At 71.4% G+C, this 17,070-nt stretch carries 14 protein-coding genes; 6 read left to right on the forward strand and 8 right to left on the reverse strand.

The window, feature by feature from the left end; genetic code table 11:
- Positions 1-15: 15 nt before the first annotated feature.
- Together ATL45_RS00185 and ATL45_RS00190 are read left to right on the forward strand one after the other, a co-directional pair.
- Positions 16-1,212: a sensor histidine kinase gene (locus ATL45_RS00185; RefSeq protein ID WP_143121726.1), complete on the forward strand. Its 1,197-nt coding sequence runs from the start codon at positions 16-18 to the stop codon at positions 1,210-1,212.
- Positions 1,209-1,838, forward strand: coding sequence for a response regulator (locus ATL45_RS00190; RefSeq protein ID WP_093156992.1), 630 nt, complete (start codon positions 1,209-1,211; stop codon positions 1,836-1,838). Before ATL45_RS00185 ends, ATL45_RS00190 begins: the two co-directional genes overlap by 4 nt.
- Positions 1,839-1,841: 3 nt before the next feature.
- On the opposite strand, the gene ATL45_RS00195 is transcribed toward ATL45_RS00190, so the two are convergent.
- From ATL45_RS00195 to ATL45_RS00230, 8 genes are all read right to left on the reverse strand, one after another.
- Entirely contained in the window at positions 1,842-2,930 is a 1,089-nt protein-coding gene (locus ATL45_RS00195) for a J domain-containing protein (protein WP_093157111.1), read from the reverse strand.
- Positions 2,931-3,371: 441 nt separating this feature from the next.
- Complete coding sequence (locus ATL45_RS00200; RefSeq protein ID WP_093156994.1) at positions 3,372-3,767, reverse strand: YciI family protein; 396 nt, start codon at positions 3,765-3,767, stop codon at positions 3,372-3,374.
- Positions 3,768-3,786: 19 nt separating this feature from the next.
- Positions 3,787-4,164 carry a VOC family protein gene (locus ATL45_RS00205; RefSeq protein ID WP_093156995.1) on the reverse strand — a complete coding sequence of 126 codons (378 nt, stop codon included), beginning with the start codon at positions 4,162-4,164 and terminating at the stop codon, positions 3,787-3,789.
- 135 nt (positions 4,165-4,299) lie between these two features.
- Entirely contained in the window at positions 4,300-5,553 is a 1,254-nt protein-coding gene (locus ATL45_RS00210) for an RNA polymerase sigma factor (protein WP_093157113.1), read from the reverse strand.
- Between the two features lie 89 nt (positions 5,554-5,642).
- On the reverse strand, positions 5,643-7,139 hold the full coding sequence (hpaE, locus tag ATL45_RS00215) for a 5-carboxymethyl-2-hydroxymuconate semialdehyde dehydrogenase (protein ID WP_093156996.1): 1,497 nt from the start codon (positions 7,137-7,139) through the stop codon (positions 5,643-5,645).
- A gap of 83 nt (positions 7,140-7,222) precedes the next feature.
- Entirely contained in the window at positions 7,223-8,140 is a 918-nt protein-coding gene (gene dapA, locus ATL45_RS00220) for a 4-hydroxy-tetrahydrodipicolinate synthase (protein ID WP_093156998.1), read from the reverse strand.
- Positions 8,137-8,823, reverse strand: a complete 687-nt coding sequence (locus tag ATL45_RS00225; RefSeq protein ID WP_093156999.1) for a GntR family transcriptional regulator — start codon at positions 8,821-8,823, stop codon at positions 8,137-8,139. The genes dapA and ATL45_RS00225 overlap by 4 nt, the downstream gene beginning before the upstream one ends.
- Positions 8,820-10,232 carry a fumarylacetoacetate hydrolase family protein gene (locus tag ATL45_RS00230; protein WP_093157001.1) on the reverse strand — a complete coding sequence of 471 codons (1,413 nt, stop codon included), beginning with the start codon at positions 10,230-10,232 and terminating at the stop codon, positions 8,820-8,822. Before ATL45_RS00230 ends, ATL45_RS00225 begins: the two co-directional genes overlap by 4 nt.
- 277 nt (positions 10,233-10,509) lie before the next feature.
- On the opposite strand from ATL45_RS00230, the gene hpaD reads away from it, so the two are divergent.
- The 4 genes from hpaD to helR all read left to right on the forward strand — a co-directional run bounded on the left by hpaD (position 10,510) and on the right by helR (position 17,058).
- Positions 10,510-11,535, forward strand: coding sequence for a 3,4-dihydroxyphenylacetate 2,3-dioxygenase (gene hpaD, locus ATL45_RS00235; RefSeq protein ID WP_093157002.1), 1,026 nt, complete (start codon positions 10,510-10,512; stop codon positions 11,533-11,535).
- An 88-nt stretch (positions 11,536-11,623) separates the two neighbouring features.
- Entirely contained in the window at positions 11,624-12,919 is a 1,296-nt protein-coding gene (locus tag ATL45_RS00240) for an MFS transporter (RefSeq protein WP_093157004.1), read from the forward strand.
- 356 nt (positions 12,920-13,275) lie between these two features.
- Positions 13,276-14,727, forward strand: a complete 1,452-nt coding sequence (locus tag ATL45_RS00245) for an amino acid permease (RefSeq protein ID WP_211841148.1) — start codon at positions 13,276-13,278, stop codon at positions 14,725-14,727.
- A 153-nt stretch (positions 14,728-14,880) separates the two neighbouring features.
- The gene (gene helR / locus ATL45_RS00250) at positions 14,881-17,058 is read left to right on the forward strand and encodes an RNA polymerase recycling motor ATPase HelR (protein WP_093157005.1); all 2,178 of its coding nucleotides are present in this window, start codon (positions 14,881-14,883) and stop codon (positions 17,056-17,058) included.
- The last annotated feature ends 12 nt before the right edge of the window (positions 17,059-17,070 follow it).

Below are 17,070 nucleotides of genomic sequence, written 5' to 3' on the forward strand. Positions count from 1 at the left end.
GCCAGACTGAGCAGCGTGACATCGGTGGAGGAGCAGCAGTACATCCAGCGGGAGCAGCGCTGGAACAAGGTGTGGGCGCTCGCACCGTACGGACTGCTCGGGCCGGCCGCAGCTGTGTCGCTGTTCGACGCGTCGGGCTGGCAGCACCACCTGATCACGCTGGCCATCGCGGCCGGGCTCGGGGTGTGGCACTGGTGGTTCGTGGTGGCGCACCCGCAGTGGTGCGAGCGCAGGACCTGGCTGATGGCCCTGTACTTCACCGGGTTGCTGGCGACGACTGTGCTCCTGGTGGGGCGCAGCAGCGCTTTCCAGCTCTTCGTCCCGGCCTGCTACGTGCTCGCGTTCGTCACGCTGCCCGGCTGGTCGGCCTACATCGGTGTGGCGGCCACCAGCGGGATCTGGCTGATGGCACCGGGTACGGACGTGCCGGTGACGCTGGGCAACCTCGCGACCGCCACGCCGCTGGCCGCGCTGATCGGCTGGACGATCCGGGTGATGGAGCGCGAAGCGATCCGGCGGCGCGAGGCCAACAGCAGGCTGGTCGCGATGGCCGCCGAGAACGCACGGCTGCACCAGGTGCTGGTCGAGCGGGCGAAAGCCGCTGGGACGGCCGAAGAACGCGCCCGGATGGCCCGCGAGATCCACGACACCGTGGCGCAGGGGCTGACCGGCATCGTCACCCAGCTCGAAGCCGCCGAGGAGCTATCCCCCGCCGATCCGGTCCGCGAGCGGCTCGGCAAGGCCCGGCAGCTCGCGCGCACCAGCCTGGTCGAGGTCCGCCGCTCGATCGAAGCCCTGCGCCCGGGCCCGCTGGAGAACGCCCGGCTCGCCGAAGCGGTCGCGCACGCCGCGGCGTCGTGGCGCGAACAGCACGGCGTGCCAACGGAGTTCACCGTGACCGGCACGCCGCACCCGGCGCCGGCGGAGGCCGAGGTCGCGGTGCTGCGCGCGGCTCAAGAAGCGCTGTCCAACATCAGCAGGCACGCGCGGGCCGGGCGCGTCGACGTTACGCTGTCCTACATGGACGGTCTGGTCGTGCTGGACGTGCGCGACGACGGGGCCGGTTTCGACGTCGAGGCCGCTTCCGGGTTCGGGCTGACCGCGTTGCGCGAGCGGGTGGGCCGGCTCGCCGGTTCCGTGGAGATCGAGTCGGCGCCGGGCGCGGGTACCGCGCTCAGCATCGCAATCCCGGTGGGAGAGGTGGCCGGATGAACCGGTGGAAGCTGGTGGTCGTCGACGATCACCCGGTGGTGCGCGACGGGCTGCGGGCGATGCTCGGCACGCAACCGGATTTCGAGGTGGTCGGCGAGGCCGCCAGCGGGGCCGAAGCGCTGGCCGTGGTGGCCGCGGTGAAGCCCGACGTGGTGCTCACCGATCTGCGGATGCCCGACCCGAGCGGCGCCGAGCTGATCCGGCTGCTGCGGGAGCGGGCCGCGACAGCGCGGGTACTGGTGCTGACCACGCACGACACCGATTCCGACGTGCTGCCCGCGATCGCGGCTGGCGCCATCGGCTACCTGCTCAAGGACACCCCGCGCGAGGAGCTGTTCCGGGCGGTGCGCGCCGCGGTGCGCGACGAGTCGGTCCTCTCGCCTCCGGTCGCCGCCAGGCTGCTCAGCAACGTCCGCCCGGCTGCTCCCGCGAACACCGCACTGAGCGCCCGCGAGCGCGAGATCGTCGGCCTCCTCGCACGCGGCCGCACCAACCGGGAACTGGCCGCCGACCTGCACATCAGCGTGGCGACGGTGAAGACCCACCTGCTGCACGTCTACGCCAAGCTCGGCGTGCCGGACCGCGCTGCCGCGGTGGCCGCCGCATACGAGCGGGGCCTGCTGTGACTGTCAGTCGGCGATCACCTGGTCGAGCAAGGTGGTGAACGCCTCCCGGTCGACGGTGGCCGGGTCCTGCGCCAGCCAGCTGCCGATCTCCCGGACGAACTGCCCCGGAGTCATCGGCGAGACCTGCTCGTCCTGCTCCACGGTGGTCACCTCACCGGAGCGGCTCGGGTAGATCAGCACCGCACCGCGCACCTCGACACCGGGCAGCAGGTCCTCGAATACCTCGACGCCTTCCACCAAGCGGGTCGCACCGCCGCGGAAGGGGTGCCCGTTGCGCCACAGCGTGCCTTCCTCGTCGGCCGTGTAGTGACCGGGCAGCCAGGTCTTGGACTCCACCAGCACCAGCCGCCGCCCGCACAGCACCGCGTGGTCGACGTCCTGGAAGACCGAGTCGGGCCAGGCCAGACCGTGGAACACCCGCACACCGGGAAGCCGGGTGAGGTACTTGGCGCACAGCTCGGCGGTCAGCTGCTGTGCGCGCTCCTCCGGATCGGTGCTGCCACGCAGCCCGTAGATCTTGCTGCTGTCGTACTCCGCCGCGAACGACCGGTCGGCCCGGTGCGCGCGAATGTGCCTGCGCAGCAGCACGAGGATCACCGCGCCGGCAGCCACCAGCAGCGCCAGCCAGCCGGCCAGCAGCGCCGCGGTCAGCTCGACGGCCAGTCCGGCCAGCAGCAGCAACGACCAGCCGCCGACCAGCGCGAGAGTGGGGGCGCGTTCCGGGCCGGTCATCGGCAGGTAGCGGATGCGCGCGTCCGGGTCGATGCCGTCCCACCACGCGATGTCGTCCAGGCGCAGCCGGGGCAACCGCGGCACGTAGTTCGGGTCGTCGCCGAAGTTCCGGCGGCGACGGCGCGCGGCCGACTGCGAGCGGCTCGGCTGCTGCTCCTGCTCGCCGCCGCCGTCGTAGTGGGCGCGGCGCACCGGGTCGTTGAGGGTTTCGTAAGCCTCCTGCAGGAGCCGGAACGTTCCCGCCGTGCCACCGACATCGGGGTGCATGGTGCGGGCCAGCGTCCGGTAGGCGGACTTGATCTCGGAGGCGGTCGCATCGCGATGCACGCCGAGCAGCTCGTAATAGTCGACCCCGCGCACGGTCCTCCCCGCCTCCCACTGCTGCGCGGCCATGATAGGGCTTGCGCCGCGGACAAGATCAACCGCGTGGTCTGTTTCGTCGGCTTCGCACGCGCCCGACGATCACGGTGCCCGCAGCGGGCGCCGACCGCACCCCGAACGCGAAAAAACCCGCTGACCTTCGGGTCAGCGGGCTCTTCCACGCGGGCGGCCGAGACGGCTGGGCCGTCCCTCCCTTTTGACCGCCCGGAACAGCCGGGCGCGGTTCTCGGTGGCGCCTCGAACCGGCTCGGCTAGCTGAGCGGTGCAACGCCGGGTCCGAGAACCGGAGCGGGAGGGATCTCCGGCCGACTCGCCCGACACCGCCAAGTCCGTCGTCGGCGGGCGAAACGCCCACCGGTGCCGAACCCCACCTTAGCGGATACCGGGCCCGCACGGGGCGGACGTGACCAACAGCTCCTCTCACACGTCCGGACCGGAAGCCTCCATCACCGGGCGCACTTCCACCGCGGCGAACCGCGCGTCGGGGATCCGGGCGGCGATCTCGCTCGCCCGCTCCGGGCTGTCGCAGTCGACCACGATGTAGCCGGCCAGCTGCTCCTTGGTCTCGATGAACGGGCCGTCGGTCGCCGCGAGCACGCCGTCGCGGACCCGGACCGTCCTGGAGGTGAGCGGATCGGCCAGCGCCTCGCCGCCGACGAACTCGCCCGACTCGACGATCTCCTGGTGCATCGCCTCGGCCTGCCGGGTCAGCTCGGCGCGCTCCTCCTCCGGCAGCGCGAGGAAGTCCGGGTCCCGCAGGAACATCGGGTGCTCCCAGCTCTCCGGGTTGCTGTAGATCAGCAGCAGGTACTTCACCGTCGGCTCCTCACTCCGGTCACTCGCTGCCCGCGAGGCCGATCAGGTTCCCCTCCGGGTCGGTGAACTGCCCGACCACGAAGTCGCCGTCAGGTGCCTTCACCGGCCCCAGCACGCGCTTTCCGCCGAGGCTCTCCGCCTTCGCCAGCGCCTCCTCGACCTTCGGCACGCCGATGTAGACGAGCACCTCGTTCTCGTGGTCCGCGCCACCGCCGACGCCGCCGTTGATGCCGCCGGTGGTGCTGCCGTCGACGAACCCGTACTGGCCCGGCGCGGACACCTCCTCGCTCAGCGCGTCACCCACGTGGAACTGCCAGCCGAACAGCTCGCCGTAGTAGTCGTGAAGCTTCCTCGGGTCCTTCCCGATGATCTCGAAGTGCACCACGGGGCTTCCCATGACCGCTCCCCTCCGCACCGTCGACCGGTGCTGACCGGGCGCCCGTCCGGCGCCTCTCGACCATAGGTCGGAGCCGCCGGGCGGGCTTCGACATCGGCGCACGGGCGAATTCGCAGCGGCAGCTCCGCGGTCGCGCTAGGCCTGCTGGTCGTCGGGCAGCTGCGCGGCCCGCTTCCGGAGGTAGCGCTGTTCGGGCAGGCTCGTGGTCAGGCGGGCGGCCAGCAGGTACGAGGCCCGGGCACCGGGAACGTCACCGGCCATCTCCAGCAGGTGCGCCCGCACCGCGTGCAGCCGGTGGTGCTTGGCGAGCCTCCCGTCGGCGCTCAGCGGTTCCAGCAGCGCCAGTCCGGCGTCCGGGCCGTGCACCATCGCGGCGGCGACCGCGCGGCTGAGGGAGGCCATCGGGTTCGGGGCGAGCTTCTCCAGCAGCTCGTAGAGCGCCAGCACCTGCTGCCAGTCGGTGTCCTCGGCGCGGGCGGCTTCGGCGTGCACGGCGGCGATCGCGGCTTGGACCTGGTACGGGCCGAGCGGCGCGCGGGTCAAGGTGTCGGTGATCAGCTCGATGCCCTCGGCGATGAGCTGCTGGTCCCACTCGCCGCGGTCCTGCTCGGCCAGCGGGATGAGCTCGCCGTCCGGTCCGGTGCGGGCCGGGCGGCGCGCCTCGCACAGCAGCATCAGCGCGAGCAGCCCGCAGACCTCGCCGTCGTCGGCCAGCAGGCCGTGCACGAGACGGGTCAGCCGGATGGCCTCGCCGGTCAGCTCGGCGCTCTGCAGGTCGGGCCCGGACGTCGTGGTGTAGCCCTCGTTGAAGATCAGGTACAGCACGTGCAGGACGGCGCGCAGCCGCTCCTCCCGCTCGTCGTCGGGAGGCAGGCCGAACCGGGCGCCGGTGGACTTGATCCGCTGCTTGGCGCGGCTGATGCGCTGCGCCATCGTCGCTTCCGGCACCAGGAACGCCCGCGCGATCTGCGCGGTGCTCAACCCGCCGACCGCGCGCAGCGTCAGCGCCACCTGCGATGCCGGGGACAGCTCGGGGTGGCAGCACAGGAAGAGCAGGGGGAGCGTGTCGTCGTCGCTGTGCGCGTCGACGACGTCGGCGGGCGGGGCGATGTGCTCGTCGGGCAGGGCCATCGACGCGGCGTTGCTCTCGCGCCGCCTGCGGGCCTGCTCGCTGCGGAGCTGGTCGACCATCCGCCGGGACGCGACGGTGATCAACCAGTTCAGCGGGTTCGCCGGAACGCCCTGCTCAGGCCACTGCGTGGCGGCGGCGAGCAGCGCCTCCTGCACCGCGTCCTCGGCGACGTCGACGTGCCCGTGGTGCCGCACGAGCGCGACGAGCACCTTCGGCGCCGAGCGGCGCAGGAGGTCGGCAACACCGGCGTCCGTGATCACATCTCCTACTCGGGTCGCGTGCGGAACCCGGCGGCCGGACCGAAGGCCGCCGGGGACGCCCACATTCGACCACGTGGCGCCCAGCGCTACTGGGTGCCGCCGAAGTGCGGCAGGCCGCCCTCGGCAATCCAGGCGTGCACGATGCGCTGGTCGGTGTAGAAGTCGATGCTCCGGGTGCCGCCCTCGTGGCCGACGCCGCTGGCCTTGATGCCGCCGAAGGGCGTGCGCAGGTCGCGGATGTTGTGCGAGTTCAGCCAGAGCATGCCGGACTCGACCTGGTTGGCCACCCGCAGACCGCGCTTGAGGTCGTTGGTCCAGACGTAGGCCGCCAGGCCGTACTTGGTGTCGTTGGCCAGCCGGATCGCCTCGGCCTCGTCGTCGAACGGCGTCACCGCCACCACCGGGCCGAACACCTCCTCGCGGAACAGGGTGTGCTCCGGGGTGACGTCGGCGAAAACGGTCGGCTCCAGGAAGTTGCCCTCCGGCAGGTGCGCAGGCCGCTTGCCGCCGGTCACCAGCCGCGCGCCCTCGGCCTTGGCCTTCTCCACGTGCCCGATGACCTTCTCGAAGTGCTCCGGGTGGATCAGGCAGCCCAGCTCGGTGCCGCGGTCGGCGGGCAGCCCGACCTGGAAGCGCTCGGCGCGCTCCCCGAGCCGCCGCACGAAGTCGTCGTAGATGCTGCGGTGCACCAGCACCCGCGAACCCGCCGTGCAGCGCTCGCCGTTGAGCGAGAACACGCCGAAGATCGCGCTGTCCAGCGCCGCGTCGAGGTCGGCGTCCGCGAAGATGATGTTCGGCGACTTGCCGCCCAGCTCCATCGACAGGCCCTTCAGGCCGTCGGCGGCGTTGCGCATGATCACCTTGCCGGTGGTGGTCTCGCCGGTGAACGACAGCACCGGCACGTCCGGGTGGCGGACCAGCGCGTCGCCGGCCTCCTCGCCGATGCCGTGCACGATGTTGAACACCCCGGCGGGCACGCCCGCTTCTTCGAAGATCTCCGGCAGCACGCTCACCGACAGCGGCGACCACTCGGCCGGCTTGAGCACCACGGTGCACCCGGAGGCCAGCGCCGGGGCCAGCTTCCAGCTCTCCAGCATGAACGGGGTGTTCCACGGCGTGATCAGCCCGGCCACGCCCTTGGGCTTGCGCACCACGTAGTTGAGCTGGACGTCGGCGACCCGGTAGGCCTCCTCGGTCTGCACCACGATCAGGTCGGCGAAGAACCGGAAGTTCTCGGCCGCGCGCTTGGCCTGCTGCTCGACCTGCGCGATCGGCAGCCCGGTGTCGAAGGACTCCCACTGCGCGATCCGCTCGCCGCGCGCCTCGATGCCGTCGGCGATGCGGTTGAGCACGTTCGCGCGAGCGCGGTTGCGCATGTCGGCCCACCCGCTGTCCCGGAACGCCGCCGCGGCCGCCGCGACCGCCCGGTCGACGTCGGCGGCCTGACCGGCGGCGGCGCGGGTGTACTCGGTGTTGGTCGCGGGCTCCAGCACCCCGAAGGTCTGCCCACCGGCGCTGGGCACCAGCTCACCGCCGATGTAGTGGGTGATCAGCTCGGGAACGCCGTCCGGCACGTTGCTCATCTGGGGGTCCTCCACGTCGTCAGGTGCGCGGGACGCGACCCGGTGGAGATCGGGCGCGCGATCTCCACCGGAATCGCGAGTCTTCAACTGGGGATGAGGTCGCCGCCCTCGGCCAGCAGCGGTTCGATCCGGTTGCGGCCGTCGGCGGTGAGCGGGATCAGCGGCGGGCGGACGTGGTCGCTGGCGATCAGGCCGCGGTCGGCCAGCACCGCCTTGACCGCCGCCGGGTTGGTCTCGGTGAACACCAGCTCGACCAGCGGGTGCAGCCGGTAGTGCAGGTCGATGGCCTCGTCCACCCTGCCGTCGGCGTAGGCCTGGTACATGTCGGCGACCGCCTTCGGCGCCAGGTTGGCGACCGCGCTGACGAACCCGATGCCGCCGATGGCCAGCAGCGGCAGGCACAGCAGCTCGATGCCCGACCACATCAGGAAGTCCTTGCCGCAGGCCTTGAGCACGTGCGAGAAGTGCTCGAAGTCCTTGGTGGTCTCCTTGATGCCGACGATGTTGTCGTGCGCGAGCCGCAGCCTGGCCACCGTGGCGGGATCGACGCTGACCGCGGTGCGGCTGGGCACGTTGTAGATCGCGATCGGCAGGTCCGGGTACTCCGCGGCGACGGTCGAGTACCAGGTGAACAGCGCTTCCTGGGTGGGACGGGCGTAGTAGGGCGTGATCACCAGCGCGATGTCGGCGCCGAGGTCGCGGGCGTACCCGGTCAGCTCCAGCGTCTCGTCGAGCTTGGCCGATCCGGTGCCGGGCAGGAACGGCACCTGGTCGGCGGTCTCCGCGGCGACGATCTCCAGCGAGCGCTTGCGCTCGGCGAGCGTCTGCGCGCTGGGCTCGCCGGTGGATCCGCCGCTGGAGATGCCGTGCGAACCGTTGGCCAGCTGCCAGCGGACCAGGTTGCGCAGGCCCGCCTCGTCCAGCTCGCCGTCGGCGGTGAACGGTGTGACGACCGGCGCGATCGAGCCCCTGACCTGCGACGGGTCGGCGCGGAACTTCATGACTTCTCCCCTTCCTCGGCGGACCGCAGCGCGGCCACGGCGGCGCGGGCGGTGCGCAGCGTGTGCTCCCGCGCGAAGTTCTCCACGATCGACTCCGCCGCCCCGCAGGAGACCAGCTGCAGCAGTGCCTCGTGCTCGGCGTAGGACTCGGTGTAGCGGGCCGGCACCAGCGCGAAGCTGGAGCGGCGGATCAGATCCAGCCGCGACCACTCCCGCTCCAGCAGGCCCAGCAGGTGCGCGTTCGCGCTGGCCCCGCACAGCGTGCGGTGGAACTCCCGGTTGAGCTCGGTGTAGGCGCGGGCGTCGCCCTGCTCGGCCTTGCGCTTGAGCTCCTGGTTGAGTTCCCGCGCCCGGTCCAGCTCCGCCGCGCTGATCCGCGCGGCACCCGATGCGGTGGCGAAACCTTCCAGCAGCGCAAGCGTTTCCATGCTGCTGAGGTACTGGCCCGGGTCGATCGAGGCGACCTGGGCGCCCACGTTGCGCTGGTAGTCGACGTAGCCCTCGGCTTCCAGGCGGCGGACGGCCTCCCGCACCGGGACCACGCTCATGTCCAGCTCGCGCGCGATCTGCTCCAGCACCAGCCGCTCGCCCGGCACGAGGCTGCGCGCCACGATCCGCTCGCGGAGGTGCTGGTAGGCGATCTCGGACTTGGAGCTCGCCGCCCCGTCCTGCGCTGCCGTCACTCCTCGCCACCCCGCCACTGCTCGTACCGCTGCTTCCACTCGCCGCTGAGCGGGTACAGGCCTTCGACCCGGTGCCCGGCGTCGACCTGCTGGTAGATGAACCGCTCCTGGCGCTCCTGCTCGACGGCGTCGGCGGCGACCTCGTCGGCCAGCCCCGGCGGGATGACCACCACGCCGTCGTCGTCGCCGACGAGCACGTCACCGGGCTCGACCAGCGCGCCGCCGCAGGCCACCGCCACGTTGTCCTCCCACGGCACGTGCCGGTTGCCGAGGACCGCGGCGTGCTGCGTGGCGGCGTAGGTCGGGATGTCGAGGTCGGCGAAGGAGCCGCTGTCGCGCACTCCGCCGTCGGTCACGATCCCGGTCCCGCCGGCCCGCTGGACGCGCAGCGCGAGGATGTCGCCGATCGTGCCGGCGTGGGCGTCGCCGCGGGCGTCGATGACGAGCACTTCGCCGGGCCGGATCGAGTCGATGGTGGACTTCTGCGCGTTGTAACCGCCGCCGCGCTTGGCGAAGACGTCCTCGCGCAGCGGCAGGTAGCGCAGCGTGTGCGCACGGCCGAGCAGCCGGGAACCGGGCTTGGCCGGCCGGACGGATTCGATGAAGGCGTGGTGGATCCCGCGCTTGCGCAGCTGCGCGGAGAGCGTCGCGGTGGCGGCGCTGCGCAGGTTCCGCTCGGTCTCCTCCAGGAGGCCCAACCCGCTGGGCTTGCCGAAGGCGTCCTCGCGGTCCTTTTCGGACAGCGCGGGCAGCGCGCCTGGGCCGCTCATGGGTTCCTCCGCCTCGGCGATGGTGGTGCGCAGCCTGCCGCTCTCGCCCACCTCGACCTCCACGACGTCGCCGGGCTGCACGATGGGCGGTGCGGCCGGGGTGCCGGTGAGGATGATGTCGCCGGGTTCCAGGGTCAGCGAGCGCGACAGGTCCGCGATCAGGTGCTCGAAGTCGAACAGCAGGTTGCCGGAGTTGTCGTCCTGGACGAGCTCTCCGTTGACCCACAACCGGATCCGCAGGTCCTTCAGGTCCACTTCGGACGGATCGAGGACGGCGGGGCCGACCGGGGTGTAGCCGTCGGTGCCCTTGCTGCGCACGTTCGAGCCGCGATCCGCGTAGCGCAGGTCGTAGCAGCCGATGTCGTTGGCCGCCGCGATGCCGCCGATGTGCTCGGCCGCGGACTCCACCGGGACGTTGCGGGCCCGCTTGCCGATGATGACGGCGATCTCGCCCTCCACGCCCAGCGCCTCCGCGCCGCGCGGCCGGACCGCCTGCTGCCCGTCGGCGGCCAGCGAGGACGGCGGCTTGAGGAAGTAGGAGGGTTCGCGGGGCGTCCGGCCACGCTCCTGCGCCCGGCTGCGGTAGTTGAGGTGCACCGCGATGATCTTGCTGGGCGAGAGCCCGAGGGGGTGCGGCACCGGTTGCCTCCCATCGCGTTCGACTGGCCAGATCATGGCCCCAAATCAGATACGATGTCAACCACGCCCACTCGGCGACCGGCCTCTCCCGACGCAATTTCAATGGAAATCAGACGTCCAATTTCCATTGAAATTGCGCACCAGCACAGGACTTCGGCGCATCGATCAGGCGATATACGATCCCGGACCACGTTCGCGCTGCTGGCCTATTGACCGGCGCGCAGGCGGCTGTCTAACCTGCCAGCAAGCCAATCATATACGATCATGGTAGGTGCGCATGCCTGTCCCCGCTCCCGACGTGGTCCGCGCCGCGGACGCCGAACTGGTCGTCACCGACCTCGCGCGATCCCGGTGGTTCTGGGTGGACGCGCTCGGCTTCGAAGCCATCGAGGAGGACGACGAGGTCATCTACCTGCGCGGCTACGAGGAGTTCCTGCACCACAGCCTGGTGCTGCGCAAGGGCCCGGAAGCCGGGTTGCGGCGGCTGTCCTACCGGGTGCGCACACCCGAGGACGTCCAGCGCGCCAAGGACTTCTTCGCCGCCAAGGGCCTGCCCACCCAGGACGTCCCGGCGGGCACCACCCGCGGCATCGGCGAGGCGGTGCGGGTGGAGGACCCGTTCGGCTTCCCGGTGGAGTTCTTCCACCACGCCGAGCAGGGGCCGCGCCACGTGCAGCGCTACGACCTGCGGCGCGGCGCCGAGCCCTCGCGCATCGACCACTTCAACGTGCTGACGCCGGACGTCCAGGCCGCGCACGACTTCTACGCCGAGCTCGGCTTCCGCACCTCCGAGACCATCGAGGACGCCGACCAGATCTACGCGGCGTGGATGTTCCGCAAGCCGACCGTGCACGACATCGCCTTCACCGGCGGCGCCGGGCCGCGCCTGCACCACATCGCCTTCTTCGTGCCGGAGTCGCACCAGATCCTGCGCGCCTGCGACATCCTCGGCTCCACCGCCGACCACGGGCACATCGAGCGCGGGCCGGGCCGCCACGGCGTGTCCAACGCCTTCTACCTGTACCTGCGCGACCCGGACGGGCACCGCCTGGAGCTCTACACCAGCGACTACTACACCGGCGACCCGGACCACCAGACCTACCGGTGGGACGTGCAGGACCCGCGCCGCCGCGACTTCTGGGGCCACGACGTGGTGCCCTCCTGGTACCGCGAGGGCTCGACCGCGCTCGGCCTGGACGGCGCGCCGAAGGCTCTCGTGCACCCGCCGGTCTCGGAGGAGACCGTGCACGTCGGGGCCGACGGCCTGGGCGTGGTCACCGAAGCCGAGCTGCAGCGCTCCTGATCGCGCGCGATCTCGCGGGAACGCCCGGTTCCCGCGAGATCGCGCCCCTGGCAAGGCAATCACGACCTCAGCGAAGAGGCGGGACCACATGAGCAGCCCGGAGCAGGCGCGCCGCGCCCGACTGGCCAGCATGGTCGGCACCACCATCGAGTGGTACGACTACTTCCTCTACGGCACCGCCTCGGCGCTGATCTTCGCCCCGCAGTTCTTCCCCGACCTCTCCCCCACCGCGGGCAAGCTGGCCGCGTTCTCCACGCTGGCCATCGGGTTCGCCGCCCGCCCGCTGGGCGGCGTGGTGATGGGCCACTTCGGCGACCGCATCGGCCGCAAGTCGATGCTGGTGTTCTCGCTGCTGGTGATGGGCGGCTCAACGGTGGCCATCGGGCTGCTGCCGAACTACCAGACCTGGGGCGTGTGGGCGCCGCTGGCGCTGGTGCTCTGCCGCGTGCTGCAGGGGATCAGCGCGGGCGGCGAGTGGGGCGGCGCCGCGCTGATGGCCGTCGAGCACGCACCACCGCACCGGCGCGGCCTGTTCGGCTCCTACGCCCAGGTCGGCACCCCGCTGGGCATGGTGCTGTCCACAGTGGTCTTCCTGGTGGTGCGCCTGGCCGTCGACGAGCAGCAGTTCACGGCCTGGGGCTGGCGGATCCCGTTCCTGCTCAGCATCCTGCTGGTGCTGCTCGGCCTCTACATCCGGCTGCGGGTGGTGGAGAGCCCGGTGTTCGCGGAGGTCCGCGCGCAGGACCGCCGCGCGCGGATGCCGCTCGCCCAGGTGCTGCGCCGGCAGCCGACCGCGCTGCTCATCGCCGTCGGCACCTTCGTCGGCAACAACACGCTCGGCTACATCTTCATGGTCTACCTGGTCAGCTACAGCGTCGACGAGGCCGGGCTGGGCCAGCAGGTGGTGCTGGTGAACCTGGCGCTGGGCTCGGTGGTGTGGCTGGCGCTGACGCCGGTGTTCGGCGCGATGTCCGACCGGATCGGCCGCCGCAACGTCTACCTGATCGGCACCGCGCTGAGCGTGCTCTGGGCGTTCCCGCTGTTCTGGCTGATCGACACCGGCAGCGCCCTGCTGGTGCTGGTCGCGCAGGCGGTCTACGTGATCGGCGTGTCCGCCACCTACGCGCCGCAGGCAGCGCTGTTCACCGAGCTGTTCAGCCCCGAGTGGCGCTACTCCGGCGCCTCGCTGTCCTACTCGCTCGGCGCGGTGCTCGGCGGCGGCTTCGCGCCGATCGTGTGCACCGCGCTCTACAGCGCCTTCGGCACCACGGCGGCGATCTCCGGCTACATCGTCCTGGTGAACCTGATCAGCCTGGCGGCGATCGTGGCCATCCCGGCCCACCTCGGCAAGCCGCAGCCCAGTGCCCGGTCCGTTCGCACCTGATCCGGTAAGGCGCGCTGCTCGTCGATGTTGAGCCGGGCCGAGTGGCGCCCGCCAGGCGCGCTGATCGAGACGGGCGTGATCGCGCCCCATACGGGACCACCACGGCATAGCGGCGGAAACGGGCCATTCGGGCCGTGCGCTGGCACACATTCGGGCGATCCGGAAATGAGTGGCAGGCACTTTACGACAGGCGAAGAATTTGCCGTGCTCGGCCTCGTTGACGACGATATTTGCCGTCAATAGAGTTCGGCCGCAACGCGAACGGCAATTCGACGGCCCCGGTTCTGCGGTGCGGAATCCGGTGCTTCACCATCTTTCCCGCTGCGAACAACGTCGGAAGTCCCAGGGGAGCACGCATGTCCGGTTCCGCGCCCACCACCGCGCCCGCCTCCGGCTGGGGCCGGGTGATGCGGCGCAAACCGGTCGGCCAGCTCAACGCCGAGAGCGGCGCCGACAGCGGCGGCAGCGAGCTGCGGCGATCGCTGGGCGTGTTCCGGCTGACCATGATCGGCGTGGGCTCCACGGTCGGCACCGGGATCTTCATCGTGCTCAACGAGGCGGTGCCCAAGGCCGGGCCCGCGGTGGTCGTGTCGTTCGTGCTGGCCGCCATCACCGCGGCCCTCACCGCGCTCTGCTACGCCGAGCTCGCCTCCACCATCCCGGTGTCCGGCGCGTCCTACACCTACGCCTACGCCACGATGGGCGAGCTGATCGCCTTCATCGTCGGGGCCTGCCTGCTGCTGGAGTACGGGGTGGCGGCCTCGGCGGTGGCCGTCGGCTGGGGCGAGTACCTCAACGCGCTGCTCGGCGACGTCACCGGCTGGCAGCTGCCGGCCGAGTTCAGCGCTCCACCCGGCGAGGGCGGGATCCTCAACGTGCCCGCCGCCGTGCTGGTCACCGCCTGCTGCCTGCTGCTGGTGCGCGGCGCGAAGGAGTCCGCGACGATCAACGCGATCACGGTGTGCATCAAGCTCGCCGTGCTGCTGCTGTTCGTCGCGGTGGCCTTCACCGCGTTCAACGCCGAGAACGCCCAGCCCTTCGCCCCGTTCGGCGCGGCCGGGGTCGGCGCCGCCGCCTCCATGGTCTTCTTCTCCTACATCGGCATGGACACCGTCTCCACCGCGGGCGAGGAGGTGCGCAACCCGCGCCGGACGCTGCCGCTGGCGCTGTTCTGGTGCGTCGTGATCGTCACCTCCATCTACCTCCTGGTGGCCATCGCCGGCATCGGCGCGCAGCCGTGGCAGCGGTTCGAGGGCCAGCAGGCGGGCCTGGCGGCGATCCTGGGCGACCTGACCGGTTCCGGCTGGCCGGCGATCGTGCTCGCCGCCGGCGGTGTGGTGTCGATCTTCGGCGTCACGCTGACCACGATCTACGGCCAGACCCGGATCCTGTTCTCGATGGGCCGCGACGGCATGGTCCCGAAGGTCTTCCACACCGTCCACCCGCGCCGCCGGACCCCGGTGCACAACACGCTGATCGTCTCGCTGTTCGTCGGGCTGCTGGCGGCGGTGGTGCCGCTGAACACGCTGGCGAACCTGACCAGCATGGGCACCCTGGTGGCCTTCACCGTGGTCTCCGCGGGCGTGGTGATCCTCCGCCGCACCCGCCCGGACCTCGACCGCGGCTTCCGCGCCCCGGGCGGCCCGGTGGTCCCGGCGCTGAGCATCGCGGCCTGCCTCTACCTGATCTCCCAGCTCCCGTGGAGCACGTACCTGATGTTCGCGATCTGGCTGGCGCTGGCCCTCACCCTGTACTTCACCTACAGCGTCAAGCACAGCAGCCTGGCCACCGGCGAACCTCGCGCGTAGCAGATCCCCGGCGACCGCGGCACACGCGGTCGCCGGGCGGTGCGAGTTTGGAAAAACCCCGAATCAGTGGGAAAATAGAAAGTCGGCGTGTCCACCACCATCCAATGGGGACTCCGCCGAACCTGGTGTCAGGATAGCCGCTGTGAGGGGCAAGTGTCAAATCAGGGGTACGAAGAGGAACTTCGGTCCGAGCGCGGATACGTGGCTCAGCTCTACGCGCGGCTCGACGCCGAACGCGCGCGGGTGAGGGGCGAGTACCGGACTGCGCTGCGGGATCACGGCGGCACTGCCGTCGAGCGGGACGTCGACGTGCGCGCTCTCGCCCGGGAGGCGAAGCGGCTGGACGTGGCCGACAACGGGCTGTGCTTCGGCCGCCTGGACAGCATCTCCGGTGAGCGGTCGCACATCGGCCGGATCGGCATCTTCGACGAGGACGACGACTACGAGCCGCTGCTGCTCGACTGGCGGGCGCCCGCCGCCCGGCCGTTCTACACCGCCACCGGCGCCAATCCGGAGAACATGCGGCGGCGCAGGCAGTTCCACACGCGCGGGCGCGAGCTGAGCGGCTTCACCGACGAGGTGCTCGGCCGTCCCGGTGGTGACGCGCAGGGCGACGCGGCGCTGCTCGCGGCGGTCAACGCACCGCGCGGTGAGGGAATGCGCGACATCGTGGCCACGATCCAGGCCGAGCAGGACGAGATCATCCGGCTCGACCACCCCGGGGTGCTGGTCATCGAAGGCGGTCCGGGCACCGGGAAGACCGTGGTCGCCCTGCACCGCGTCGCCTACCTGCTCTACACCCAGCGGGAGCGCATGGAGCGCCACGGCGTGCTCGTGGTCGGGCCGAATCCGGCGTTCCTGAACCACATCGGCCGCGTGCTGCCGTCGCTGGGCGAGTCCGACGTGGTGTTCATGACCACCGGCGATCTCGTGCCCGGCAAGCACGTCACGGCCGAGGACCCGCCGGAGGCCGCGCGGATCAAGGGCTCGCTGAAGATGCTGGACGTGCTGACGGCCGCCATCGCCGATCGCCAGCGGCTGCCGGAGAATCCGGTGCCGATCGAGCTGCAGGACGTCGTGGTGCGGATCGACGCCGAGACCGCGGAGTGGGCCAGGCAGGAGGCGCGCGACAGCGGCCTGCCGCACAACGAGGCCCGCGCGGTGTTCACCGAGATCGTGACCTACGTGCTCACCGAGCGGGCCATCGCGCGGATCGGCAAGGGCTGGCTGACCAGGGCGGACAAGGAGGCTTGGGAGCAGCTGCGCGGCGATCTGATCAAGGAGCTCGCGGAGAACGACGCGTTCACCACCACGCTCGACGAGCTCTGGCCCGTGCTGACGCCGGAATCGCTGCTGGCACCGCTTTTCAGTTCCGCCGAGAGGCTGCGCGCCGCCGGCGCCGATCAGGCGCTGCTTCGCACCGACGGCGATGCCTGGACCGTTTCTGACGTGCCGCTGCTCGACGAGCTGGTCGACCTGCTGGGCCGCGACAAGTCCGCCGACCGGCAGGCCGCGCGGGAGCGCGAGCGGGAGGCCGAGTACGCCGAGGGCGTCATGGAGATCCTCAGCTTCGAGCGCCACGACATGATGGACGACGAGGACCACCTGCTCGCCCAGGACCTGATCGACGCCGCGGACCTGGCCGACCGCTTCGGCCAGCGCGACACCCGCGACCTCGCCGAGCGCGCCGCCGCGGACCGGGACTGGACCTACCGGCACGTCGTGGTCGACGAGGCCCAGGAACTGTCCGAAATGGACTGGCGAGTGCTGATGCGGCGCTGCCCGAGCCGGTCGTTCACGGTGGTCGGCGACCTCGCCCAGCGCCGCTCGGAGGCCGGGGCGAGGTCCTGGGGCGCGATGCTGGAACCGTACGTGCCGGGCCGCTGGGTCTACCGGTCGCTGACGGTGAACTACCGGACGCCCGCCGAGATCATGGCGGTCGCCGGGGCGGTGCTCGCCGAGTTCGCGCCGGAGATCGAGCCGCCGGACTCGGTCCGCGCGTGCGGCGTCCGGCCGTGGTCCAGGCAGGTCTGCGCGGACGGGCTGGCCGCCGCGATCGAGGAGTTCACCCGCGAGGAGGCCGACCGCGAGGGCACCTGCGTGGTGATCGGTCCGCCGGACGTGCCGGGCACCGTGCCCGCGTCGGAGACCAAGGGCCTGGAGTACGACGCCGTCCTGGTCGTGGAGCCGGAGCGCATCCTCGCCGACGGCCCGCGCGGAGCGGCGGAGCTCTACGTCTCCCTGACCCGTGCCACGCAGCGCCTCGGCGTCCTGCACGAGGGCCCGCTGCCGCAGGCGCTGTCCGGGCTCGCCGAGGCCGAGCGCGTGTAGCGGCGGCGGGCC

It is taken from the genome of Saccharopolyspora antimicrobica (assembly GCF_003635025.1).
Taxonomy (GTDB): domain Bacteria; phylum Actinomycetota; class Actinomycetes; order Mycobacteriales; family Pseudonocardiaceae; genus Saccharopolyspora; species Saccharopolyspora antimicrobica.

What these genes read in the sequence shown, in the direction of transcription:
- ATL45_RS00190 (WP_093156992.1), top strand. Translation starts at nt 1,209, where the DNA reads ATGAACCGGTGGAAGCTGGTGGTCGTCGACGATCACCCGGTGGTGCGC.
- ATL45_RS00205 (WP_093156995.1), bottom strand. Translation starts at nt 4,164, where the DNA reads ATGGGAAGCCCCGTGGTGCACTTCGAGATCATCGGGAAGGACCCGAGG.
- hpaE (WP_093156996.1), bottom strand. Translation starts at nt 7,139, where the DNA reads ATGAGCAACGTGCCGGACGGCGTTCCCGAGCTGATCACCCACTACATC.
- dapA (WP_093156998.1), bottom strand. Translation starts at nt 8,140, where the DNA reads ATGAAGTTCCGCGCCGACCCGTCGCAGGTCAGGGGCTCGATCGCGCCG.
- hpaD (WP_093157002.1), top strand. Translation starts at nt 10,510, where the DNA reads ATGCCTGTCCCCGCTCCCGACGTGGTCCGCGCCGCGGACGCCGAACTG.
- ATL45_RS00240 (WP_093157004.1), top strand. Translation starts at nt 11,624, where the DNA reads ATGAGCAGCCCGGAGCAGGCGCGCCGCGCCCGACTGGCCAGCATGGTC.
- ATL45_RS00245 (WP_211841148.1), top strand. Translation starts at nt 13,276, where the DNA reads ATGTCCGGTTCCGCGCCCACCACCGCGCCCGCCTCCGGCTGGGGCCGG.